The 22,460-nt window shown below is 69.8% G+C and carries 36 protein-coding genes; 34 read left to right on the top strand and 2 right to left on the bottom strand.

Annotation, left to right across the window (positions count from 1 at the left end; translation table 11 throughout):
* Positions 1-195 precede the first annotated feature (195 nt).
* From ASF78_RS06530 to ASF78_RS06370, 33 genes are all read left to right on the top strand, one after another.
* A complete protein-coding gene (locus ASF78_RS06530; protein ID WP_156374054.1) occupies positions 196-1,143 on the top strand; it encodes a type IV toxin-antitoxin system AbiEi family antitoxin domain-containing protein in 948 nt (315 codons plus the stop codon).
* Between the two features lie 554 nt (positions 1,144-1,697).
* The gene (gene rpsJ, locus ASF78_RS06525; protein ID WP_013117879.1) at positions 1,698-2,006 is read left to right on the top strand and encodes a 30S ribosomal protein S10; all 309 of its coding nucleotides are present in this window, start codon (positions 1,698-1,700) and stop codon (positions 2,004-2,006) included.
* A 22-nt stretch (positions 2,007-2,028) separates the two neighbouring features.
* A complete protein-coding gene (gene rplC / locus ASF78_RS06520) occupies positions 2,029-2,688 on the top strand; it encodes a 50S ribosomal protein L3 (RefSeq protein WP_055912147.1) in 660 nt (219 codons plus the stop codon).
* 2 nt (positions 2,689-2,690) lie between these two features.
* Complete coding sequence (gene rplD / locus ASF78_RS06515) at positions 2,691-3,383, top strand: 50S ribosomal protein L4 (RefSeq protein WP_056585858.1); 693 nt, start codon at positions 2,691-2,693, stop codon at positions 3,381-3,383.
* Complete coding sequence (gene rplW / locus ASF78_RS06510; protein ID WP_056585856.1) at positions 3,380-3,682, top strand: 50S ribosomal protein L23; 303 nt, start codon at positions 3,380-3,382, stop codon at positions 3,680-3,682. Before rplD ends, rplW begins: the two co-directional genes overlap by 4 nt.
* Before the next feature lie 18 nt (positions 3,683-3,700).
* Complete coding sequence (gene rplB / locus ASF78_RS06505) at positions 3,701-4,540, top strand: 50S ribosomal protein L2 (RefSeq protein ID WP_055912153.1); 840 nt, start codon at positions 3,701-3,703, stop codon at positions 4,538-4,540.
* A 12-nt stretch (positions 4,541-4,552) separates the two neighbouring features.
* On the top strand, positions 4,553-4,834 hold the full coding sequence (gene rpsS / locus ASF78_RS06500) for a 30S ribosomal protein S19 (protein WP_055912154.1): 282 nt from the start codon (positions 4,553-4,555) through the stop codon (positions 4,832-4,834).
* A 56-nt stretch (positions 4,835-4,890) separates the two neighbouring features.
* Positions 4,891-5,259 carry a 50S ribosomal protein L22 gene (gene rplV, locus ASF78_RS06495; RefSeq protein ID WP_055912156.1) on the top strand — a complete coding sequence of 123 codons (369 nt, stop codon included), beginning with the start codon at positions 4,891-4,893 and terminating at the stop codon, positions 5,257-5,259.
* Positions 5,259-6,101 carry a 30S ribosomal protein S3 gene (rpsC, locus tag ASF78_RS06490; protein ID WP_056585854.1) on the top strand — a complete coding sequence of 281 codons (843 nt, stop codon included), beginning with the start codon at positions 5,259-5,261 and terminating at the stop codon, positions 6,099-6,101. Before rplV ends, rpsC begins: the two co-directional genes overlap by 1 nt.
* A gap of 2 nt (positions 6,102-6,103) precedes the next feature.
* On the top strand, positions 6,104-6,520 hold the full coding sequence (gene rplP / locus ASF78_RS06485) for a 50S ribosomal protein L16 (protein ID WP_055912160.1): 417 nt from the start codon (positions 6,104-6,106) through the stop codon (positions 6,518-6,520).
* Positions 6,520-6,759 carry a 50S ribosomal protein L29 gene (gene rpmC / locus ASF78_RS06480; protein ID WP_056023416.1) on the top strand — a complete coding sequence of 80 codons (240 nt, stop codon included), beginning with the start codon at positions 6,520-6,522 and terminating at the stop codon, positions 6,757-6,759. The genes rplP and rpmC overlap by 1 nt, the downstream gene beginning before the upstream one ends.
* A gap of 4 nt (positions 6,760-6,763) precedes the next feature.
* Positions 6,764-7,057, top strand: a complete 294-nt coding sequence (rpsQ, locus tag ASF78_RS06475; RefSeq protein ID WP_056585853.1) for a 30S ribosomal protein S17 — start codon at positions 6,764-6,766, stop codon at positions 7,055-7,057.
* 155 nt (positions 7,058-7,212) lie between these two features.
* The gene (gene rplN, locus ASF78_RS06470; protein ID WP_034625870.1) at positions 7,213-7,581 is read left to right on the top strand and encodes a 50S ribosomal protein L14; all 369 of its coding nucleotides are present in this window, start codon (positions 7,213-7,215) and stop codon (positions 7,579-7,581) included.
* 2 nt (positions 7,582-7,583) lie between these two features.
* On the top strand, positions 7,584-7,925 hold the full coding sequence (gene rplX / locus ASF78_RS06465; protein ID WP_056585852.1) for a 50S ribosomal protein L24: 342 nt from the start codon (positions 7,584-7,586) through the stop codon (positions 7,923-7,925).
* A complete protein-coding gene (rplE, locus tag ASF78_RS06460; RefSeq protein ID WP_055912169.1) occupies positions 7,925-8,497 on the top strand; it encodes a 50S ribosomal protein L5 in 573 nt (190 codons plus the stop codon). The genes rplX and rplE overlap by 1 nt, the downstream gene beginning before the upstream one ends.
* A gap of 2 nt (positions 8,498-8,499) precedes the next feature.
* The gene (locus tag ASF78_RS06455) at positions 8,500-8,685 is read left to right on the top strand and encodes a type Z 30S ribosomal protein S14 (RefSeq protein WP_028045055.1); all 186 of its coding nucleotides are present in this window, start codon (positions 8,500-8,502) and stop codon (positions 8,683-8,685) included.
* A gap of 85 nt (positions 8,686-8,770) precedes the next feature.
* Entirely contained in the window at positions 8,771-9,169 is a 399-nt protein-coding gene (rpsH, locus tag ASF78_RS06450) for a 30S ribosomal protein S8 (protein ID WP_055912171.1), read from the top strand.
* A 24-nt stretch (positions 9,170-9,193) separates the two neighbouring features.
* Complete coding sequence (gene rplF / locus ASF78_RS06445) at positions 9,194-9,733, top strand: 50S ribosomal protein L6 (RefSeq protein WP_056585851.1); 540 nt, start codon at positions 9,194-9,196, stop codon at positions 9,731-9,733.
* Between the two features lies 1 nt (position 9,734).
* Entirely contained in the window at positions 9,735-10,109 is a 375-nt protein-coding gene (rplR, locus tag ASF78_RS06440; protein WP_056585849.1) for a 50S ribosomal protein L18, read from the top strand.
* A gap of 34 nt (positions 10,110-10,143) precedes the next feature.
* Positions 10,144-10,809 (top strand): 30S ribosomal protein S5, encoded by a 666-nt coding sequence (gene rpsE, locus ASF78_RS06435; protein ID WP_055912175.1) that lies wholly within the window; start codon positions 10,144-10,146, stop codon positions 10,807-10,809.
* Positions 10,809-10,991 carry a 50S ribosomal protein L30 gene (gene rpmD, locus ASF78_RS06430; RefSeq protein ID WP_028045050.1) on the top strand — a complete coding sequence of 61 codons (183 nt, stop codon included), beginning with the start codon at positions 10,809-10,811 and terminating at the stop codon, positions 10,989-10,991. The genes rpsE and rpmD overlap by 1 nt, the downstream gene beginning before the upstream one ends.
* A gap of 2 nt (positions 10,992-10,993) precedes the next feature.
* Positions 10,994-11,737: a 50S ribosomal protein L15 gene (gene rplO, locus ASF78_RS22715; protein WP_082494822.1), complete on the top strand. Its 744-nt coding sequence runs from the start codon at positions 10,994-10,996 to the stop codon at positions 11,735-11,737.
* A 161-nt stretch (positions 11,738-11,898) separates the two neighbouring features.
* Entirely contained in the window at positions 11,899-13,194 is a 1,296-nt protein-coding gene (secY, locus tag ASF78_RS06420) for a preprotein translocase subunit SecY (RefSeq protein WP_056585847.1), read from the top strand.
* A complete protein-coding gene (locus ASF78_RS06415) occupies positions 13,191-13,772 on the top strand; it encodes an adenylate kinase (RefSeq protein WP_056585845.1) in 582 nt (193 codons plus the stop codon). The genes secY and ASF78_RS06415 overlap by 4 nt, the downstream gene beginning before the upstream one ends.
* Before the next feature lie 2 nt (positions 13,773-13,774).
* Entirely contained in the window at positions 13,775-14,617 is an 843-nt protein-coding gene (gene map / locus ASF78_RS06410; RefSeq protein ID WP_056585843.1) for a type I methionyl aminopeptidase, read from the top strand.
* A gap of 251 nt (positions 14,618-14,868) precedes the next feature.
* Entirely contained in the window at positions 14,869-15,762 is an 894-nt protein-coding gene (locus ASF78_RS22270) for an LPXTG cell wall anchor domain-containing protein (protein ID WP_056585841.1), read from the top strand.
* 295 nt (positions 15,763-16,057) lie between these two features.
* Positions 16,058-16,279, top strand: coding sequence for a translation initiation factor IF-1 (infA, locus tag ASF78_RS06400; protein WP_013770189.1), 222 nt, complete (start codon positions 16,058-16,060; stop codon positions 16,277-16,279).
* A 68-nt stretch (positions 16,280-16,347) separates the two neighbouring features.
* Positions 16,348-16,461 carry a 50S ribosomal protein L36 gene (gene rpmJ, locus ASF78_RS06395; RefSeq protein WP_013117849.1) on the top strand — a complete coding sequence of 38 codons (114 nt, stop codon included), beginning with the start codon at positions 16,348-16,350 and terminating at the stop codon, positions 16,459-16,461.
* A 186-nt stretch (positions 16,462-16,647) separates the two neighbouring features.
* The gene (gene rpsM / locus ASF78_RS06390; protein ID WP_056023447.1) at positions 16,648-17,028 is read left to right on the top strand and encodes a 30S ribosomal protein S13; all 381 of its coding nucleotides are present in this window, start codon (positions 16,648-16,650) and stop codon (positions 17,026-17,028) included.
* A gap of 60 nt (positions 17,029-17,088) precedes the next feature.
* Positions 17,089-17,490, top strand: a complete 402-nt coding sequence (gene rpsK, locus ASF78_RS06385; protein WP_055912186.1) for a 30S ribosomal protein S11 — start codon at positions 17,089-17,091, stop codon at positions 17,488-17,490.
* Positions 17,491-17,634: 144 nt separating this feature from the next.
* A complete protein-coding gene (locus tag ASF78_RS06380) occupies positions 17,635-18,648 on the top strand; it encodes a DNA-directed RNA polymerase subunit alpha (RefSeq protein ID WP_055912188.1) in 1,014 nt (337 codons plus the stop codon).
* A 73-nt stretch (positions 18,649-18,721) separates the two neighbouring features.
* Entirely contained in the window at positions 18,722-19,258 is a 537-nt protein-coding gene (rplQ, locus tag ASF78_RS06375; protein ID WP_056585839.1) for a 50S ribosomal protein L17, read from the top strand.
* Between the two features lie 95 nt (positions 19,259-19,353).
* Entirely contained in the window at positions 19,354-20,085 is a 732-nt protein-coding gene (locus tag ASF78_RS06370) for an alpha/beta fold hydrolase (RefSeq protein ID WP_056585837.1), read from the top strand.
* Between the two features lie 133 nt (positions 20,086-20,218).
* Here the strand turns inward: ASF78_RS06370 and ASF78_RS06365 are convergent, their stop codons facing one another.
* Positions 20,219-20,986: an ROK family protein gene (locus ASF78_RS06365; RefSeq protein WP_056588260.1), complete on the bottom strand. Its 768-nt coding sequence runs from the start codon at positions 20,984-20,986 to the stop codon at positions 20,219-20,221.
* A gap of 114 nt (positions 20,987-21,100) precedes the next feature.
* Here ASF78_RS06365 and truA point away from each other — a divergent pair, with 114 nt between their 5' ends.
* On the top strand, positions 21,101-22,015 hold the full coding sequence (gene truA, locus ASF78_RS06360; protein WP_056585835.1) for a tRNA pseudouridine(38-40) synthase TruA: 915 nt from the start codon (positions 21,101-21,103) through the stop codon (positions 22,013-22,015).
* 3 nt (positions 22,016-22,018) lie between these two features.
* Here truA and ASF78_RS06355 read toward each other — a convergent pair whose 3' ends face one another.
* Entirely contained in the window at positions 22,019-22,459 is a 441-nt protein-coding gene (locus tag ASF78_RS06355) for a DUF5709 domain-containing protein (protein WP_056585834.1), read from the bottom strand.
* Position 22,460: the final 1 nt, after the last annotated feature.

Here is a 22,460-nt window from a genome sequence, read left to right as displayed (position 1 = left end):
TACGGCCCCCGCCCCACACAACGATTCCGTCACGACACCCCTCACGCCGAGCGCGCCCGTCAGCGTCGAGCGCGCAGGCTGCACCAGGAGCGCTCGACGATGTCGGGCGCGCTCGGCGCCGGAGCGCACCTGCGGGTGCGGTGGGGCTGTGGAAGGCATGCTCCGGTCGCCCTTCCCCTCTGCCAGGGTGCCGGGATGGAGGGGGCCGGCGAGCTGCAGAGACTGCTTCAGGGCGGGCTGTTCTGGACGAGGACGGCGCACGACCGAGGCGTGGGCACGGGGGCGTTGCGACGAGCCGCGGACCGGGGCGAGATCGTCCGGCTGCGGCGCGGCGCCTACGTCGGTGCGGAGCGGTGGCGCGCGACCACTCCGACGGAGCGTCACCGACTGCTGGTCGTCGCAGCGCACCGCGACCAGCCGGACGCGGTGTTCTCCCACGCGTCCGCGGCCGCTCTCTGGGGACTCACGCTCATCGGTCCGTGGCCGGCCTCGGTCGAGATCGCCGTCGGCGCTGCTCCGGGTGGGCGGTCGAGGCCGGGCGTCACGCGCCGGTCGTGCTCGGGTCACCTCGACGTCGTCGAGGTCGACGGGGTCCGGCGGTCGTCGGTGAGCCGCACCGTCGTCGACCTCGCGCGCAGCGTGCCGTTCGTCTCGGGCCTCGCGGCCGCCGATCATGCGCTCCGACGACGGCTGACCACCGTCGAAGAGCTCCGGTCGACGGTCGAGAGCCTCGGTCCCGCGCGGGGCGTCCGAGCCGCGCGCCGCGTGCTCGAGCACACCTCAGGGCTCGCCGAGTCTCCGGGCGAGTCGCTCAGCAGGGGGCGCATGATCGAGCTCCGGCTGCCGTCGCCCGTCCTCCAGCATCGGTTGGGGGATAGGGACGGGGCGATCGGCCGGGTCGACTTCTGGTGGCCGGAGCTACGCCTCGTCGGGGAGTTCGACGGGCGGCTCAAGTACCAGGTCGACGGCATCGCCGACGAGCGCAGGGTCGAGGACCGGCTCTGGGCCGAGAAGCTGCGTGAGGACCGGCTGCGTGCCGGTGGCGCCCGCGTCGTGCGGTGGACCTGGGACGTGGCGCTGGACCGTGACCGGTTCGGGGCGGCCCTCGCCCGGCACGGTCTGCACCCTGCGCTACAACGCTGACCGGTCCTCGCCCGCCCGCGCCCCTGCCCGGAGCGCGGCGCTGCTTGCGCGCCCGGCGCCCACGCGCACCCCCACTCCTCTCGCCATCCAGCCGCATCGCTGAGCGCGCCCGGAACCGTCGAGAGCGTGCCCTGCAGCGGGTGCGATCGAGTGTTCGGGCAGCGCTCGGCACGGTCCTTGCTGTGGTCGGTGCGGGTGGCGGGGGAGCGCCGTCGGGCGGCCGGGGTGCGTGGAGTGTGGAGCGTCGTTGTGCGCGAGATCACGCCGATCGTCGCGCAGGGTGTGACGGACGCAATTGGAGTTACGGCGCGCTCTCTGGCACACTGTTCAGGTTGCCTAGTTGAGGGCGGCGCGTTCGCGCGCGCAGCGCACGACAGGGCTCACACACGTGGAAGGCGTCTGGACCCCGGGATCACCCGGTGGTTGACGCCCGACAACAACCACCGATCTCGTGCCTGAGAGGGTACGCAGCGCAACGGTGTGTCGCGCCAAGCGACACGCCCGAGTGCGGGGGTCGGACGGGCCGGTTCCAAACAGAGGGAAGTAGAAGCGCCATGGCGGGACAGAAGATCCGCATCAGGCTCAAGTCCTACGACCACGAAGTCATCGACAGCTCGGCGCGCAAGATCGTCGACACGGTGACTCGCGCTGGTGCGTCGGTCGTGGGTCCGGTGCCGCTGCCGACGGAGAAGAACGTGTTCTGCGTCATCCGGTCGCCCCACAAGTACAAGGACAGCCGCGAGCACTTCGAGATGCGTACTCACAAGCGGCTCATCGACATCATCGATCCCACGCCGAAGGCCGTCGACTCGCTCATGCGTCTCGACCTGCCTGCGGACGTGAACATCGAGATCAAGCTCTGACGCTGGGAAGGAACTGATTTCTATGGTTACCCAGCAGAACGAGCGCGCAGTCACGGCTCTGCTCGGCACGAAGCTCGGCATGACCCAGGTGTGGGACGACAACGGTCGTCTCGTCCCGGTCACCGTCGTCGCTGTCGGCACGAACGTCGTGACCCAGGTGCGCTCCGCCGATGCTGACGGCTACGCCGCGGTCCAGCTGGCCCACGGCCAGATCGACCCGCGCAAGGTCACCAAGCCGCTGAAGGGCCACTTCGAGAAGGCCGGGGTCACCCCCCGCCGGCACGTGGCCGAGATCCGTACGCCGAACGCCTCCGAGTTCACGCTCGGCCAGGAGCTCACGGCCGCCCTCTTCGAGGCCGGCTCGCTCGTGGACGTCATCGGCACCACCAAGGGCAAGGGCACCGCCGGTGTCATGAAGCGTCACGGCTTCCACGGCGTCGGCGCCTCGCACGGTGCGCACCGCAACCACCGCAAGCCCGGCTCGATCGGTGGCGCCTCGACGCCGTCGCGCGTGTTCAAGGGCATCAAGATGGCCGGTCGCATGGGCGTGGACCGCCAGACCACCCAGAACCTGACCGTGCACGCGGTCGACGTCGAGAGGGGCCTGCTCCTCGTCAAGGGTGCCGTTCCCGGCCCCAAGGGTGGCGTCGTGGTCGTGCGTTCCGCTGTGAAGGGGGCGTGACCATGAGTGACACGCTGACCGTCGACGTGGTCGACTCCGAGGGCAAGAAGACCGGCTCGGCCGATCTGCCCGCGGACGTCTTCGACGTGCAGACCAACATCCCGCTGATCCACCAGGTCGTCGTCGCGCAGCTCGCGGCGGCACGCCAGGGCACCCACGACACGAAGTCTCGTGGCGAGGTGCGCGGTGGTGGGCGCAAGCCGTACAAGCAGAAGGGCACCGGCCGCGCCCGTCAGGGTTCGACGCGTGCTCCGCAGTTCGCCGGTGGTGGCGTCGTCCACGGCCCCACCCCGCGCGACTACTCGCAGCGCACCCCCAAGAAGATGAAGGCCGCGGCGCTCCGCGGTGCTCTCTCGGACCGCGCTCGTGCCGGCCGCGTGCACGTCGTCTCGGGCTTCGCCCCGGGCACGGCGCCGTCGACGAAGTCCGCGCTCGCCGTGCTCGACAACCTGTCGGGGCGCAAGCACGTCCTGGTGGTCGTCGAGCGTCAGGACGAGATCACGTGGAAGTCGCTGCGGAACGTCGAGCGGGTGCACCTGCTGGTCTCCGACCAGCTCAACACCTACGACGTCCTGATCTCGGACGACGTCGTGTTCACGCAGGGCGCGCTCGACGCGTTCCTGGCCGGCCCCGTCAAGGGTGCCGCCGTGGCTGCGACCGTCGGGTCTCCCGAGACCGAGGAGGAGACCAAGTGACCGACATCGGCAAGAACCCGCGCGACATCCTGCTCGCGCCGGTCGTCTCCGAGAAGAGCTACGGCCTGCTCGACGAGGGGAAGTACACCTTCCTCGTCGACCCGCGGGCGAACAAGACCGAGATCAAGATTGCCGTCGAGCAGGTCTTCGGCGTCAAGGTCGAGTCGGTCAACACCGCGAACCGTCAGGGCAAGGCCCGTCGGACCCGTTTCGGCATCGGCCGCCGCAAGGACACGAAGCGTGCGATCGTCACCCTCCGCGAGGGAACGATCGACATCTTCGGTGGTCCGGTCGGCTGAGCGAAGGACTGAGAACTCATGGGAATCCGCAAGTACAAGCCGACCACGCCGGGCCGTCGTGGCTCCAGCGTCGCCGACTTCGTCGAGATCACGCGCTCCACTCCGGAGAAGTCGCTCGTCCGTCCCCTCCACAAGACGGGCGGCCGTAACTCCACGGGTCGCATCACCACGCGCCACCAGGGTGGCGGTCACAAGCGTGCGTACCGCGTCATCGACTTCCGTCGCCATGACAAGGACGGCGTGCCGGCCAAGGTCGCTCACATCGAGTACGACCCCAATCGCACCGCCCGCATCGCGCTCCTGCACTACGCGGACGGCGAGAAGCGCTACATCATCGCGCCGAACAAGCTGTCGCAGGGTGACCGCATCGAGAACGGCCCCGGCGCCGACATCAAGCCCGGCAACAACCTGCCGCTGCGCAACATCCCGACCGGTACGGTCATCCACGCCATCGAGCTTCGGCCCGGTGGCGGTGCGAAGATCGCCCGCTCGGCTGGTGCGTCCGTGCAGCTCGTCGCCAAGGACGGCCCCTACGCCCAGCTGCGTATGCCGTCCGGTGAGATCCGCAACGTCGACCTGCGCTGCCGCGCGACGGTCGGCGAGGTGGGCAACGCCGAGCAGTCGAACATCAACTGGGGCAAGGCCGGCCGCATGCGCTGGAAGGGCAAGCGCCCGACCGTCCGTGGTGTCGCCATGAACCCGATCGACCACCCGCACGGTGGTGGCGAGGGCAAGACGTCCGGTGGACGTCACCCCGTCAGCCCGTGGGGTCAGGCCGAGGGCCGTACCCGCCGTCCGAACAAGCCGAGCGACAAGCTCATCGTGCGCCGTCGGCGCACCGGCAAGAACAAGCGCTGATAGGAGCCTGAGATGCCACGTAGCCTGAAGAAGGGCCCGTTCGTCGACGGTCACCTGCAGAAGAAGGTCGACGTCCAGAACACCGCCGGCACGAAGAACGTCATCAAGACGTGGTCGCGCCGTTCGGTCATCACGCCGGACTTCCTCGGCCACACGTTCGCGGTGCACGACGGACGCAAGCACACCCCGGTGTTCGTGACGGAGGCGATGGTCGGGCACAAGCTCGGCGAGTTCGCCCCGACGCGGACGTTCCGCGGCCACGAGAAGGACGACCGGAAGGGTCGTCGCCGCTGACCCCCGGGTCAGCCAGGCGACGCCCTCACCGGCAGAGACAAGAAGGCAGGACAGCAATGGAAGCCAAGGCGAAGGCGCGGTTCGTCCGCGTCACGCCCCAGAAGGCCCGGCGCGTCGTGGACCTCATCCGTGGCAAGCAGGCCGGCGAGGCTGTGGCGGTGCTGAAGTTCGCACCGCAGGCCGCGGGGGAGACGGTGCTCAAGGTTGTGGAGAGCGCGATCGCCAACGCTCGGGAGACCGCCAAGCGGTCGAACGAGCGTCTGGACGAGGCGGACCTCTACATCTCCGAGGTATTCGTCGACGAGGGTCCGACGCTCAAGCGGTTCCGTCCGCGGGCACAGGGTCGGGCCAGCCAGATCCTCAAGCGGACGAGCCACATCACCGTGGTCGTCGCTGAGCGTGAGACGAAGGGACGGGCCCGATAGTGGGACAGAAAGTCAACCCGCTCGGGTACCGCCTGGGCATCACCACCGACCACCGGTCGCGCTGGTTCGCGGACTCGACGAAGCCGGGTCAGCGCTACCGCGACTACGTGGGCGAGGACGTCAAGATCCGCAAGCTCATGGCCACGGGCCTCGAGCGTGCCGGCATCGCCAAGGTCGAGATCGAGCGCACGCGTGATCGCGTCCGCGTCGACATCCACACCGCCCGCCCGGGCATCGTCATCGGGCGTCGTGGCGCGGAGGCCGACCGCATCCGCGGCGAGCTCGAGAAGCTCACGGGCAAGCAGGTGCAGCTGAACATCCTCGAGGTCAAGAACGCCGAGATCGAGGCTCAGCTGGTCGCCCAGGGCATCGCCGAGCAGCTGGCGAGCCGCGTCTCGTTCCGCCGTGCCATGCGCAAGGGCATCCAGTCGGCCCAGCGCGCCGGTGCCAAGGGCATCCGCGTGCAGGTCTCCGGCCGCCTCGGTGGCGCGGAGATGAGCCGCACGGAGTTCTACCGCGAGGGCCGCGTGCCCCTGCACACGCTCCGCGCGAACATCGACTACGGCTTCTTCGAGGCTCGCACCACCTTCGGGCGCATCGGCGTCAAGGTGTGGGTCTACAAGGGCGACATGACCGAGAAGGAGTTCGCTCGCGAGCAGGCGACCCAGCCCTCGCGGCCGGCTCGTGGCCCGCGGACGGATCGCCCCGGTGGCGAGCGTTCGGACCGCGGTCCGCGCACCGGTGCTCCTCGTCGTGAGCGCTCTGACGCCCCTGAGGCAGCCGCTCCTGAGGCCGCCGCTGCTCCGGCAGCGACGACCCCCGACAGTGGAACGGAGGCCTGACCGTGCTGATCCCGCGCAGGCTGAAGCACCGCAAGCAGCACCACCCGGGGCGCTCCGGCGCCGCGACCGGTGGTACCGCGATCTCCTTCGGTGAGTACGGCATCCAGGCTCTCGAGCCCGCCTACGTCACCAACCGGCAGATCGAGGCTGCTCGTATCGCCATGACCCGCCACATCAAGCGTGGAGGGAAGGTCTGGATCAACATCTACCCGGACCGCCCCCTCACGAAGAAGCCTGCCGAGACCCGCATGGGTTCCGGCAAGGGTTCGCCCGAGTGGTGGATCGCCAACGTCAAGCCGGGCCGAGTTCTCTTCGAGCTCGCCGGCGTCCCGGAGCCCCTGGCTCGCGAGGCCATGCGCCGCGCGCAGCACAAGCTCCCGATGAAGACACGTTTTGTGGTTCGCGAGGGTGGTAACTGATGACTATCGGCACCAAGGACCTGGCTCCCAGCGAGCTGGACACCTTCGACGACGAGAAGCTTGTCGCCGAGCTGAAGAAGTCCAAGGAGGAGCTGTTCAACCTCCGCTTCCAGTCTGCGACCGGCCAGCTCGAGAGCCACGGGCGTCTCAAGGCCGTTCGTCGCGACATCGCGCGGATCTACACGATCCTGCGTGAGCGCGAGCTCGGCATCCGTACCGCCCCGAGCGCGAGCGAGTGAGCAGATGAGCGACGAGAAGAACGAGAACACCACCGCTGTTGCCGAGAAGCGTGCCGACCGCAAGACGCGGCGCGGCTACGTGGTCAGCGACAAGATGGAGAAGACCGTCGTGGTCGAGGTCGAGGACCGGGTCAAGCACCCGCTCTACGGCAAGGTCATCCGACGCACGAGCAAGGTCAAGGCGCACGACGAGCTCAGCTCGGCCGGCGTCGGCGACCTGGTGCTCATCATGGAGACCCGTCCGCTGAGCGCCACCAAGCGGTGGCGCCTGGTCGAGGTCCTCGAGAAGGCCAAGTAAGCCAGCAGTTCCCGTACGACCCCCAGTTGCCCACGGGCGCCGGGTGCCGACCGACAGGACGACACCCGGCGCGACGTGTGCATCACGGCAACTACCCGTTCGGCCAGGCTCAGGCCACACCGGCCTGAGAACCCGCCAGACGACAGGAGCAGGTAATGATCCAGCAGGAGTCGCGACTTCGTGTCGCCGACAACACTGGTGCCAAGGAGATCCTTTGCATCCGTGTGCTCGGCGGCTCCGGCCGTCGCTACGCAGGCATCGGTGACGTCATCGTCGCCACCGTCAAGGACGCCATCCCCGGCGGCAACGTCAAGAAGGGCGACGTCGTCAAGGCTGTCATCGTGCGCACCCGCAAGGAGCGCCGCCGTCCGGACGGTTCGTACATCAAGTTCGACGAGAACGCCGCAGTGATCCTCAAGAACGACGGGGAACCCCGTGGCACGCGCATCTTCGGCCCGGTGGGCCGCGAGCTGCGCGACAAGAAGTTCATGAAGATCATCTCGCTGGCGCCGGAGGTGCTCTGACCATGGCGAAGATCAAGAAGGGCGACCTCGTCCTCGTCATCTCGGGTCGGGACAAGGGCCGTCAGGGCCGTGTCCTCGAGGTGCTCGTCGAGTCGCAGCGGCTCGTCGTCGAAGGCGTCCAGCGCGTGCAGAAGCACGTGAAGGCCGGCCAGACGCAGCGCGGCACGCGCACCGGCGGCATCGAGACCGTCGAGGCGCCCATCCACATCAGCAACGTGATGCTCGTGGACCCGGAGACCAAGAAGGGCACCCGGGTCGGCTACCGCACCGAGCAGGTCGAGCGCGACGGCCGTACCCGCACCGTTCGGGTCCGCATCGCCAAGCGCTCCGGTAAGGACATCTGATGACCGAGACCACTCTCACGGCTCCGGCGCTCCCGCGTCTGAAGTCCAAGTACAACGACGAGATCAAGACCGCTCTCTTCGAGCAGTTCTCGCACGAGAACATCAACCAGGTCGCGCGCCTGGTGAAGGTCGTCGTGAACATGGGCGTCGGCGAGGCCGCCAAGGACTCCAAGCTCATCGAGGGCGCGATCCGCGACCTGACCCAGATCACGGGCCAGAAGCCGCAGGTCACCAAGGCTCGCAAGTCGATCGCGCAGTTCAAGCTGCGTGAGGGAATGCCCATCGGCGCCCACGTCACCCTGCGTGGTGACCGTGCCTGGGAGTTCCTGGACCGCCTGCTCTCCACCGCGCTGCCGCGCATCCGTGACTTCCGTGGCCTCTCGCCGCAGCAGTTCGACGGGCACGGCAACTACACGTTCGGCCTCGTGGAGCAGTCCGTGTTCCACGAGATCGACCAGGACAAGATCGACCGCGTCCGCGGGATGGACATCACGGTCGTCACCACGGCTGACACCGACGACGAGGGTCGCGCTTTCCTCAAGCTCCTCGGCTTCCCGTTCAAGGAGATCTGACCATGGCGAAGACCGCCCTCAAGAACAAGGCTGCTGCCAAGCCGAAGTTCGCGGTGCGTGGCTACACGCGCTGCCAGCGTTGCGGCCGGCCCCACTCGGTGTACCGCAAGTTCGGCCTGTGCCGGATCTGCGTGCGCGAGATGGCCCACCGCGGCGAGCTCCCCGGCGTCACGAAGAGCAGCTGGTAACCCCAGTCCCACCCGGTAACACGAACGTCGGTAGGTCCCGCTCTCTTGAGGGCGGGATACCCCGGCGAGGAAGGGCGGAAGCCCCATGACCATGACCGACCCCATCGCAGACCTGCTCACGCGGCTGCGTAACGCGAACTCGGCTCACCACGACACCGTGCTGATCCCGTTCTCGAAGCTCAAGTCGCACATCGCGGAGATCCTCCAGGCGGAGGGCTACATCACGGGCTGGAAGGTTGAGGACGCCGTCGTCGGCAAGAACCTCATCATCGAGCTCAAGTACGGCCCCAACCGCGAGCGTGCGCTCGCCGGCGTCAAGCGCGTGTCCAAGCCGGGCCTGCGCGTGTACGCCAAGTCGACCAACCTGCCCAAGGTGCTCGGTGGCCTCGGCGTGGCGATCCTGTCCACGTCCTCCGGTCTCCTCACCGACAAGCAGGCCGCCAAGAAGGGCGTGGGTGGGGAAGTCCTCGCCTACGTCTGGTAAGTCCGAGACGGAAAGGAGCTAGCCATGTCCCGAATCGGCAGAGTCCCCGTCCCGGTCCCCACCGGCGTGGATGTCGACATCAACGGAGCGGTCGTGACGGTCAAGGGCCCCAAGGGCACCCTGACGCACACGATCCCCGCACCCATCGAGGTGGCGCGCGACGAGGCAGGAGCCCTCGTGGTGACCCGCCCCGACGACGAGCGCGCCTCGCGCTCGCTGCACGGCCTCACCCGCACGCTGCTGGCGAACCTCGTCATCGGCGTGACGGAGGGCTACATCAAGAAGCTCGAGATCGTCGGTACCGGTTACCGCGTGACGGCGAAGGGCTCGGACCTCGAGTTCGCGCTCGGGTTCAGCCACTCGGTCACGGTCAACCCGCCGGAGGGCATCACCTTCGTCGTCGAAGCCCCCACGCGTTTCTCGGTGCAGGGCATCGACAAGCAGCAGGTGGGCGAGGTCGCCGCGAACATCCGCAAGATCCGCAAGCCTGAGCCGTACAAGGGCAAGGGTGTGCGGTACGCGGGCGAGAACGTGCGCCGCAAGGTCGGAAAGGCCGGTAAGTAACATGGCTGCTCTCAAGATCATGGGCAAGGGCAAGCGTGTTGCCCGCCAGCGTCGTCACCTGCGCCTTCGCAAGAAGGTCTCGGGCTCGGCTGCGCGTCCCCGTCTCGTCGTGACCCGGTCCGCCCGGCACATCACGGCGCAGGTCGTGGACGACGGCATCGGCCAGACCCTCGTGTCCGCGTCGACCCTCGAGGCCGACCTGCGCGGTTCCAACGACGACAAGACTGCCAAGGCCCGCAAGGTCGGCGAGCTCATCGCCGAGCGTGCGAAGGCTGCCGGCCTCGACGCCGTGGTCTTCGACCGCGGCGGCAACAAGTACCACGGCCGTGTCGCCGCGGTGGCTGACGGCGCCCGCGAGGGTGGGCTGAAGCTGTGACGACGACGACCTTCCGAAAGAAGAGGACTCACTGATGGCTGCTCCTCAGCGCAGCAACACCGGGGCGCCCGCGGGCGGCACCGGCGGAGGCGGCGACCGTCGTGACGGCGGTCGTGGCCGTGACGGTGGCGGCGGCCGTGGCCGCGACGCCGCAGAGAAGAGCGCGTTCCTCGAGCGCGTCGTGACGATCAACCGTGTGGCCAAGGTCGTCAAGGGTGGCCGCCGCTTCAGCTTCACCGCGCTCGTCGTGGTCGGCGACGGCGACGGCACCGTGGGTGTCGGCTACGGGAAGGCCAAGGAGGTGCCCGCGGCGATCGCCAAGGGCGTCGAGGAGGCCAAGAAGAACTTCTTCAAGGTCCCGCGCATCCAGGGCACCATCCCGCACCCCATCCAGGGTGAGGCCGCTGCCGGTGTCGTCTTCCTGCGTCCGGCCTCGCCGGGTACCGGTGTGATCGCCGGTGGCCCGGTGCGCGCCGTGCTCGAGTGCGCCGGTATCCACGACGTCCTGAGCAAGTCGCTCGGCTCGTCGAACGCGATCAACATCGTGCACGCGACGGTCGCGGCCCTGCGTGGCCTCGAGCGTCCCGAGGCCGTGGCCGCGCGCCGTGGTCTCCCGGTCGAGCACGTCGTCCCGGCTGCCCTCCTCCGTGCCCAGGCTGCCGGCCTGGCCGCAGCGGCGGGCTCGAAGGCAGGTGCCTGATGGCTCGACTCAAGGTGACCCAGACGCGCTCTGGCATCGGCGGTAAGCAGAACCAGCGCGACACCCTGCGCACCCTCGGCCTCAAGCGGATCGGCGACGTCGTCGTCAAGGAGGACCGCCCTGAGATCCGCGGCATGGTCAAGACGGTGACGCACCTTGTCGCGGTCGAAGAGGTGGAGTGACCATGGCTGACGAGAACGAGAAGGGCACCGACGAGGTGACGGCCCCCAAGAAGGCCGCCGCCAAGCCGGCGACCAAGAAGGCTGCAGAGAAGAAGGCCGCCGACACGGAGTCCGCTCCGAAGGCGACCAAGGCGAAGGCCGCTGCGGCGGACAAGCCGGCCAAGGCCGACAAGGCCGAGGCGAAGACCGAGGCGGCTCCGAAGGCGAAGGCCACCAAGGCCGAGCCCAAGGCTGCTGCGCCGAAGAAGTCGGTCTCCGCCGCGGCGGCGAAGGCGGCCGAGGCCGCTGCGCAGCCCGGCAACGGGGGCACGCTCAAGGTGCACCACCTCCGTCCGGCCCCGGGCGCCAAGACCGCCAAGACCCGCGTGGGTCGTGGCGAGGCGTCCAAGGGCAAGACGGCCGGTCGTGGCACCAAGGGCACCAAGGCCCGCTACCAGGTGCCGACGCGCTTCGAGGGCGGGCAGATGCCTCTGCACATGCGCCTCCCGAAGCTGCGCGGCTTCAAGAACCCGTTCCGCGTCGAGTACCAGGTGGTCAACCTGGACAAGCTCTCGGCGCTGTACCCGAGCGGTGGCGACGTGACGGTCGCCGACCTCGTGGCGAAGGGCGCTGTCCGCAAGGGCAAGCCCGTCAAGGTGCTCGGCACCGGTGAGCTCACGGTCAAGGTCTCTGTCGCGGTCGACGCCTACTCGGCGTCCGCGAAGGACGCGATCGTGGCCGCCGGCGGAAGCGTCGCGCAGGACTGATCGAAGGACGGGACCGGTGGGGACGTAGTTACCCACCGGTCCCGTTCCGTATGTCGGCGGGCATCAGTTAGGGTGCCCCGGTGCTCGCGACTCGTCGCGGGCTGCACGGCCGGAATGGCCCGGTCGTTCGAGATGCCGCTCCGGCGGCCCAGGAGGACCAGGTGCTAGGCGCATTCGTGCGGGCGTTCCGGACGCCCGACCTGCGGCGCAAGCTGCTCTTCACCATCGGGATCATGGTGCTCTTCCGTGTCGGCTCGTTCTTGCCGACGCCGGGTGTGTCGTACCCGAACGTGCAGACGTGTATCGAGCAGTCGCAGGGCAACGACCTGCTCGGGCTGGTGAACCTGTTCAGCGGCGGAGCCTTGCTCCAGCTCTCGGTGTTCGCGCTCGGGATCATGCCGTACATCACGGCGAGCATCATCGTGCAGCTGCTCCGGGTGGTCATCCCTCGCTTCGAGGAGCTGCACAAGGAGGGCCAGTCCGGCACCGCGAAGCTCACGCAGTACACGCGGTACCTGACGATCGGCCTCGCGGTCCTGCAGTCGACGACGATCATCACCGTCGCGCGCAGCGGTCAGCTCTTCAGCGGGTGCACCGTCGAGGTCATCCCGAACGACTCGTGGCAGACGCTGCTGATCATGGTCATCACCATGACGGCCGGTACCGGCCTGATCATGTGGCTCGGTGAGCTCATCACGGAGCGCGGCGTCGGCAACGGCATGTCCCTCCTCATCTTCACGTCGATCGCGGCCAGCTTCCCCGGCGCCATGTGGTCGATCGCCGGTGCCGACAACGGCGTCTCGAAGTTCATCGTGGTCATGGCGATCGTCGTCCTGGTCATCGCGCTGGTGGTGTTCGTCGAGCAGTCGCAGCGACGCGTGCCGGTCCAGTACGCGAAGCGCATGGTCGGACGTCGCATGTACGGCGGGTCGAGCACCTACATCCCGATCAAGATCAACATGGCCGGTGTCATCCCGGTGATCTTCGCGTCGTCGCTGCTCGCGGTGCCCGGCCTGCTCGCGCAGTTCGGTGACCCGGCCGCGGAGTGGGTCCAGTGGGTGTCGCGGTACCTGGCGTCGCCCAGCGCGCCGCTGCACCTGGCGATCTACGTCATCCTGATCATCTTCTTCTGCTACTTCTACACGGCGATCACGTTCAACCCGGACGAGGTCGCGGACAACATGAAGAAGTACGGCGGCTTCATCCCCGGCATCCGTGCCGGGCGGCCGACCGCCGAGTACCTCGACTACGTGATCTCGCGGATCACCGCGCCCGGCTCGGTGTACCTGGCGATCGTCGCGCTCATCCCGACCATCGCGTTCATCGTCCTGGGCGTCGGCGCGAACATCCCGTTCGGTGGGGCGTCGATCCTCATCGTCGTCGGTGTCGGGCTCGAGACCGTCAAGCAGATCGAGTCCCAGCTGCAGCAGCGGCACTACGAAGGGTTCTTGCGTTGAGCACCCGTCTCGTCCTGCTCGGCCCTCCGGGGGCGGGCAAGGGCACCCAGGCCGCGCGGCTCGCCGAGCGGTTCGGGGTGCCGGCCATCTCCACCGGTGACATCTTCCGCGCCAACATCAAGGGCGGCACGCCGCTCGGGCGCACGGTGCAGGAGTACACCTCCCGGGGTGCGCTCGTCCCGGACTCCGTCACCAACGACATGGTGCGTGACCGGCTCGCGCAGGACGACGTCACGGAGGGGTTCCTGCTCGACGGGTACCCCCGCAACGTGGCGCAGGTCGGCGAGCTCGACGTGATCCTCGCCGACGCAGGGCTGACGCTCGACCTCGCGGTGGAGATCACGGCGGACCCGGACGTCGTGGCCGAGCGATTGCTGAAGCGCGCCGAGATCGAGGGACGCGACGACGACACCGAGGACGTCATCCGGCACCGTCTCGACATCTACTCCCAGGAGACGGCTCCGATCGCGCGGGTGTACGGCGAGCGTGGTCTGCTCGTGCAGGTCGACGGGATCGGCGACGTGGACGCGGTCACCGAGCGCCTGGTCGCGGCGATCGGCGCCACCAGCGGGCGCTGACGGTGTTCGGGCGAGAGCGGATCGAGTACAAGACCCCGGACCAGGTGCTGCTGATGCGGCGCGCCGGCCTGGTGGTCGCGGAGGCGCTCGCCGCGGTCCGGGAGAGCGCGGCGCCCGGCGTCACGACCGCACGGCTCGACGCGGTCGCGGCCGAGGTCATCGCCGACCACCACGCGACGGCGTCGTTCCTCGGCTACCACGGGTACCCGGCCACGCTCTGCGTGTCGGTCAACGACGAGGTCGTGCACGGCATCCCCGGGTCGCGTGTCCTCGAGCCCGGTGACGTGGTCTCGATCGACTGCGGCGCGATCGTCGAGGGCTGGCACGGTGACTCCGCGATCACGGTCGTGCTGGACGGCGCCGCTCCCGAGGACGTCGACCTCGCGGCCACGACCGAGCGGGCCATGTGGTCCGGCATCGCCGCCCTCGCCGGGGCCGAGCGCCTCGGCGTCGTGGGGGAGGCCGTCGAGGACGTCGTCGACGCCGCCGAGGCGGCCGGCCTGAACGGCGGCGCGCGCTACGGGCTCGTCGAGGAGTACGTCGGTCACGGGATCGGCACGTCGATGCACCAGCCGCCGGACGTCCCGAACTTCCGCAGCCGTGACCGCGGTCCGCGGGTCCGCCCGGGGCTGTGCGTCGCGGTCGAGCCCATGGTCGTCCGCGGGCAGAGGTTCACGCAGGTCCTCGACGACGACTGGACCGTCGTGACCTCCGACGGCTCCCGCGCGTCGCACTGGGAGCACACCGTCGCCGTGCTGGAGGACGGCATCTGGGTGCTGACGGCTGCGGACGGTGGCGCGGAGGAGCTCGGCGCGCGCGGCGTGACCGTCGCACCGCTCGGATGAGGGACACAGCTACCCGCCAGTAGGGCCGACCAGGTGAACTTGCGTCCAGATGGCCACGAATCGCCCGTGATCGGCCGAAACGGACGCGCGGTGACCGGTTTGTCGGATACGGTCCTGACCGGCGGTGAACGATCCGCCACGGGTGCTCCTCGGGGCCCGCACGGCCTGGTCCGCGCGGTGAGGGGTGTGAGCGCCCGACTCCGGCAGGCACGTGGTCAGCGCGCGCCTGCACTCGACGTGATGGGTGACTCATGCAGCGCAGCGATCTTTCCTCCCCGACCTCCTCCCGTGCTCGTCGGCGCGCCCGCCTGCTCGGCGTCCTCGCCGTCTCCTCGGCCCTCGTCCTGACGATGGGTGCGGGTGCTGCCCACGCCACCGGCGGAGGCGACCGCGAGAAGACCACCGGCGCCTACGTGTACCTCAAGAGCGATCCCAAGAAGGCCGCTGCGTGGGAGAACTCGACGCAGCAGTACCTGATCGCGACGTGGCCGGGCGACTCCTGGCGCCGCGACTTCACGCTCGACGAGATCCGGGCGGTCCTGCCGGCCGGCGCGACGCTCTGCGGCAACCTCTGGGGCGTCCAGCAGGACGCTGCCTACGGTGGCGCGACGGTCTTCACCGAGAACAAGGCGCCGTTCTACCCGCACGACTTCATCGGCTGGTGGAACAAGGAGACCCGGACGGGCTACATCTTCCGCGCCGAGCACAAGGAGCTCCGTGAGGTGGTCAAGGGGTCGGTGCCGAAGTGCTCGACGGCGACCCCCACACCGACGGTGACCCCGACCCCCACCCAGACCCCCACGGCGACCCCGCTCCCGACGCCGTCGCAGTCGAGCCCGGCGCCCACGCCGAGCGAGACGTCGACCGTGACGCCGACGCCCGCACCGTCGGTCACGCCGCCGCCCGTCACCGAGGTCGACGACGAGCCGACGCCGACCCCGTCGCCGACGACCGAGGTCGTGGCCTCGACCCCGACGCCGACCCCCACCGCGACCTTCTACTCGGAGGTCCTGGCCGACGGGGGCACGGGCGGTGCGTCGCTCGCCGCCACCGGGTCGTCCCCGCTGCCCGGACTGCTGGCCGGCGGGATCCTCGTGCTCTCGGGGGCGGGCCTCCTGCTGGCACGTCGTCTGCGCACCACCTGATCGATCGTCGGAGGGCCGCCGTCGCGCTGACGGCGGCCTTCCGCGCGTCGTGGCGAGGGTGGTGCAGCGCGCCTGGAGTGCCGGTGTGGCGGACGGCACGCGTCGGCGGCCTGAGACGGTTTCGTCCCCTGGGCCTGATGGCGTAAGATTGTCCGTTGGGTGTGCGCCCGGTTCTCGTGGCGCGCTGTACCTGCGAGGGTCCCGACCGAAGTCCCCACCACGCCGAACCCGTCCACTCCTGGGCGGGGCCGGCCGATGTGGGCTGATTCATCAGAACCGACAGTTAGCGGAGGATATGGCGAAGAAGGACGGTGTCATCGAGATCGAGGGCAGCGTCGTGGAGGCTCTGCCCAACGCGATGTTCCGCGTGGAGCTCACCAACGGCCACAAGGTGCTCGCCCACATCTCGGGCAAGATGCGACAGCACTACATCCGGATCCTCCCCGAGGACCGGGTGGTGGTCGAGTTGAGCCCGTACGACCTGTCCCGTGGCCGGATCGTCTACCGCTACAAGTAACAGCCACTCGAACACGCCGTCATCCCTCGGGGTCTCCCGGGAGCAGAGCGGCGGCGGAGGAACACGCGATGAAGGTCAAGCCCAGCGTCAAGAAGATCTGCGACAAGTGCAAGGTGATTCGCCGGCACGGTCGCGTCCAGGTGATCTGCGAGAACCTGCGCCACAAGCAGCGCCAGGGCTGATGCCCTGACGCCGGTCCGTCGGACCAGCAGCTCGACCAGCACCACCGGTCCTCTCCGGGGGACCAGCAAGCGCACAGCCACTCCGGCGATCACTCGCCGGTGCACCCTCGGTCGGAGGCCGGGGCCCGCAGCACGCGGGAGGGCAGTGCGGCAGACCTCCGAAGCAGTTCAGGAGCCACCAGGCACATGGCACGTCTTATCGGCGTCGACCTCCCCCGCGAGAAGCGGCTCGAGATCGCGCTCACCTACATCTACGGGGTCGGCCGTACCCGCGCCCAGGCAACTCTGGCCGCGACCGGCATCAGCCCGGACCTGCGCGTGAAGGACCTCGGCGACGCCGAGCTCGTCGCGCTGCGTGACTTCCTCGAGACGAGCTACAAGCTCGAGGGTGACCTTCGCCGTGAGGTCGCTGCGGACATCCGCCGCAAGGTCGAGATCGGCTGCTACGAGGGCCTGCGCCACCGCCGTGGCCTTCCGGTGCGCGGTCAGCGCACCAAGACCAACGCGCGTACCCGCAAGGGTCCGAAGCGCACCGTCGCCGGCAAGAAGAAGGCCGGGCGCAAGTAGCCCTCCGCCCCAGGCGCCACGCGCCAGGGCACGCCGATCAGACCTCGAGAGAAGAAGAGAATGCCTCCCAAGACCCGTTCCGCCGTGCGCAAGCCGCGCCGCAAGGAGAAGAAGAACGTCTCCCACGGCCAGGCGCACATCAAGAGCACGTTCAACAACACGATCATCTCCATCACCGACCCGACCGGCGCCGTCATCGCGTCGGCCTCGTCGGGCCAGGTGGGCTTCAAGGGTTCGCGCAAGTCGACCCCCTTCGCGGCGCAGCTCGCCGCCGAGGCGGCCGCTCGTCGCGCCCAGGAGCACGGCATGAAGAAGGTCGACGTCTTCGTCAAGGGCCCCGGCTCCGGCCGTGAGACCGCGATCCGTTCGCTGCAGGCGACCGGCCTCGAGGTCGGCTCGATCCAGGACGTGACGCCCCAGGCGCACAACGGCTGCCGTCCACCGAAGCGCCGTCGCGTCTGACCCTGCTTTCGTACGGGTCGGTGCGCGACCGCACGTCGCGCACCGACCCGGACATCCTTACGTCGACCAGGTGGACCGAGACCAGGCCGACCCGTAGTACTGCGCAGCGTCATATGGCGGACGCCCGCTGAGAGGAAATACACCGTGCTGATTGCACAGCGCCCCACCCTGACCGAAGAGGTCATCTCGGAGAACCGGTCGCGGTTCTCCATCGAGCCGCTGGAGCCGGGTTTCGGCTACACGCTCGGCAACTCGCTCCGCCGGACGCTGCTGTCCTCCATCCCCGGTGCCGCCGTCACGTCCATCCGGATCGACGGCGTGCTGCACGAGTTCTCCACCGTGCCGGGCGTCAAGGAGGACGTCACCGAGATCATCCTCAACATCAAGCAGCTGGTCGTCTCCTCGGAGAACGACGAGCCCGTCGTGATGTACCTGCGCAAGCAGGGTGCCGGTGAGGTCAGCGCCGCAGACATCGTGCCGCCGGCCGGTGTCGAGGTGCACAACCCGGACCTGCACCTCGCCACGCTCAACGACAAGGGGAAGCTCGAGATCGAGCTGACCGTCGAGCGCGGTCGTGGGTACGTGTCGGCGAACCAGAACAAGTCGTTCGACACCGAGATCGGCCGTATCCCGGTCGACTCGATCTACTCGCCGGTCCTCAAGGTGACCTACAAGGTCGAGGCGACGCGTGTCGAGCAGCGCACGGACTTCGACAAGCTGGTCGTCGACGTCGAGACCAAGTCGGCGATCGGCCCGCGCGATGCGCTGGCCTCCGCCGGCAAGACCCTCGTCGAGCTCTTCGGCCTGGCGCGCGAGCTGAACATCGAGGCCGAGGGCATCGAGATCGGCCCGTCGCCGACCGACGCTGCGCTCGCCGCGGACCTCGCTCTGCCGATCGAGGACCTGCAGCTCACGATCCGCTCGTACAACTGCCTCAAGCGCGAGGGCATCCACTCCGTGGGTGAGCTCGTCGCCCGGTCCGAGGCGGACCTCCTGGACATCCGCAACTTCGGTGCGAAGTCCATCACGGAGGTCAAGGAGAAGCTCGCCGAGCTCGGCCTGACGCTCAAGGACAGCCCGCTCGACTTCGACCCGTCCGCCGCCGGCGCCTACTACGGCGACGACGAGGGCGACTTCGTCGAGGACGAGCAGTACTGACGCCGGGGACGTAGACGGTCGGCCTGACGGCTGACCGTCACAGCCCATCACTGGAACTCAAGGAGTAAAGACCATGCCTACGCCCACCAAGGGTCCCCGGCTCGGTGGCGGACCGGCGCACGAGCGGCTGATCCTCGCGAACCTCGCGACGTCGCTGTTCGAGCACAAGCGCATCACGACGACCGAGACGAAGGCCAAGCGCCTGCGTCCGCTCGCCGAGCGCCTCATCACGTTCGCCAAGCGTGGTGACCTGCACGCCCGCCGCCGCGTGATGACCGTCGTCAAGGACAAGTCCGTCGTCCACGTGCTGTTCACCGAGATCGCCCCGGCTGTCGCCGAGCGTCAGGGTGGCTACACGCGCATCACCAAGATCGGCCCCCGCAAGGGCGACAACGCCCCGATGGCCGTCATCGAGCTCGTGCTCGAGCCGCTCTCCCCGAAGCAGGCCGTCGTGAAGGAGGCCACCAAGGCCGCCGCGAAGGCTGCGCCGAAGGCGAAGAAGGCCGAGGACAAGCCCGTGGAGGACGCCGTCGTCGAGGACGCGCCCGTGGAGGACGCTCCCGTCGAGGACGCGCCCGCCGAGAGCAAGGATGACGCCGACAAGGCGTGATCTGACGGCGACGTCGGGAAGGCCCGGGACCGACTGGTCCCGGGCCTTCCGTCGTCCCGGGGCAGCGCCCGGCGGGCGAGCCTAGAGTCGGTCTCATGAGCCTGCCGGTCGTCCTGGTGCACGGGTTGCGGACCTCCCGCACGATGTGGCGGGCGCAGGTCGAGGCGCTGGAGCGGGTGGGTCACCGCGCGGTCGCGGTGGACCTGCCGGGCCACGGGACCCGGATCGGTGAGCCGTTCACGCTGGACGCGGCGGTGGACACCGTGGCGGACGCGATCGACGAGGTCGGACGGTCGGCGTTCGTCGTCGGGCTCTCGCTCGGGGGGTACGTGGGGATCCGGCACGCGGCACGGCACCCGCAGCAGGTCGCCGGGCTGGTGGCGGCGTCGTGCTCGACACGCCCGCACCGCATCCTGGTGGCGGGGTGGTCGGTCGGTGCGCAGGGGATCGCGCGGTTGCCGGACCGGGGTGCCCGGCTGAACCAGTTCTTCGTCGACCTCGCGCTGCCGCCGACCGGCGCCCAGGACGTCGGTGCCGGGGGCTTCGCGCTCGACGCGACGAACGAGGTCCTGCGGGAGATGTCGATCGCGACCCCCGTGGCGGACCTGGCGCGCGTCGAGGCGCCCGTGTGGCTGGTCAACGGTGCGTACGACCACTTCCGTGGGGAGGAGCGCCGGTTCCTCGCGGCCTGCCGGGACGGGCGGCTCGTGGTGGTGCCGCGTGCGACCCACCTGGTGAGCCTGGTGCAACCGGCGCGGTTCACGCGCGTGCTGCTCGAGGCGCTGGACGAGGTCGAGGCCCGGTCGGCGGTGTCGGCCGGGACGTGATCCGCGGACGCGTCGATGCGTGACGCTCGTGTCCGGCGACCAGGTCGGACGCGACGCCCCACCGTTGCGCTCGCGACCGACGGGGGGGATCGCCGGCTCGGCCGGGACGACGCGAGGTGTGCCGGCGGCGCTGTCAGCGGCCCAGAGACCACGCCCGGACGCCGCCCACGATGCCGGCCTGGTTCGGCACGACCACGACGTCGTCGCCCAGCCGCGCGAGCGTCGTCGCCGTGACCTGTCGGGCGTTCCCGCCGCCGAGGTAGAGCCGGTCCCAGACGAACACGGGGCGGAAGCCGTCCACGACGCGGCGGACCCGTCGGGACCAGAGCGCGTCACCGAGCCGTGCGCGCTCGACCTGCCCGATGTAGGCGTCGTAGGTGGTGCCCCAGCGCACGGGGGCGTGCGAGAGCTCGAGGTGCGGGGCGAGGACACCCCCGTCGAACAACGCCGTGCCGAGCCCGGTGCCGAGGGTGAGGACGAGCTCGACGCCGGTCCCGGAGATCACGCCGGCGCCGTGCACCTCGGCGTCGTTCAGGACGAGGGTGGGCAGCCCGAGCCGGCTCTCGACGGCTGCACGGATGTCGCAGCCCGCCCAGGCGGACACCAGAGCAGGGTCGATCGCTGTCCGTGGCCCGGAGCGGGTCACGTAGTGCGGGGTCGCGACGACGACGCCGTGCCGGATCATTCCCGGCATCCCCACGGTCACCCGGTGGGCGGGCGGGAGGCCGGCTGCGATGTCCGCGATCGTGGCGACGAGACGTTCCGGTGGGAGCGGGTACGGCGTCGGGACGCGGACCGCGGGTGCGTGCAGGGTGCCCGCCGCGTCGAGGACCGACGCCTTGATGCCCCCGCCGCCGCAGTCGACGGCCAGCGTGAACGGGTCGGAGCCGGAGTCGGGCACGGAGCCCACGCTAGGCGACGGAGCGGGCGAACGGGCGGGATGGGGCGAGGAGGCGGTGCGGGCGCTCAGGGACGGGGCGCCGGCGGACTACCGTGTGGACCCGTGAGCGAGAGCATGGACGGCGAGCCCGTGGGCGTGCCGACGCAGGAGCCCGCCGTCCGGCTGCGGCTCGAGCTGGCCTACGACGGCACCGGCTTTGCGGGCTGGGCGATCCAGCCGGGCCTGCGGACCGTCCAGGGGGTGCTGGAGGCCGCCCTGGGCACCGTCCTGCGGACCGACGGGCCGCCGCGCGTGACCGTGGCCGGTCGCACGGACTCGGGCGTCCACGCGCGCGGCCAGGTGGCGCACGTCGACATCCCCGCGGGTCTCATCGAGAAGAGCAGCGGCCGGTCGTCGCGCCCGGTCGACGAGGTGCTGCTGACCCGGCTCGGCGGCATCCTGCCGTCGGACCTGGTCGTGCACACCCTGACACGGGCGGCCGAGGGGTTCGACGCCCGGTTCTCCGCGCTGCGTCGCCGCTACACGTACCGGATCTGCGACGACGCGGCCCGGCGCGACCCGCTCTCCCGCACGCACGTGCTGTGGCACCGCCGGGGGCTGGACGTCGACGCCATGGCGTCCGCGGCGCGGCCCCTGGTGGGACGCCACGACTTCGCGTCGTACTGCAAGCCGCGGCAGGGTGCGACGACGATCCGCACGCTCGAGGCGTTCGCGTGGTCACGCCCCGTCGACGGTCCCGATGCGGGCCTGGTGGTCGCCACGGTGCAGGCGGACGCGTTCTGCCACTCGATGGTGCGGTCGCTCGTCGGCGCGAGCCTGGCCGTGGGGGAGGGGCGTCGCGGGTCGGGCTGGCCGGCGGAGCTCCTCGCCGCGCGGCGCCGTGGTGAGGGAGTGCACGTCGTCGCCGCCCACGGGCTCACGCTCGAGGAGGTGGGCTACCCGCCCGACGAGGAGCTGGGCGCGCGGGCGGTGCAGACGCGGGCGCGACGGGCGGCCGACGACCTGCTCCACGCGAGCTGCTGCGGCTGAGGGTCAGACCTCGTCGACGTCGTCGCGGTAACGGCGGTCGTCGACGTACTCCTCCTCGATGAGGTGCACGGCCGCCTCCTCGGCGCTCGCGGCGCCTCCCGAGTAGCCCGCGTCGATGGCGAACCCGTCGGTGCCGCCGGCCTCGACGGCGTCGTCGTCCTCGACCAGGCGACCGGCTCGGGACTCGTCGCGCTCGGGGCGCGGCCGGGCCTCCCAGACCTCGGGCTCCTCCTGGCCGATCCGCTGGTCGATCGTCTCGCGGTGCGCCTCTTCCCACGGGGTCTCGCCGTAGTGGTTCGAGCGCGGCCGGTCCGGGACGGTGTAGCCCTCGTCGAGGAGGTCGTCGACCCCGCGGTCGACCAGGGTGTCCTCGCTGGGCAGCTGGTCGGTGTCGCCCTCGCTGCCGAGCTCGGGGTCGGCGCTGGTGCCAGGAGTCTCACTCATG

Origin of the sequence: Cellulomonas sp. Leaf334 (assembly GCF_001424195.1) — a bacterium.
Lineage (GTDB): Bacteria > Actinomycetota > Actinomycetes > Actinomycetales > Cellulomonadaceae > Cellulomonas.
This window is presented reverse-complemented; position numbering and strand designations above follow the sequence as displayed.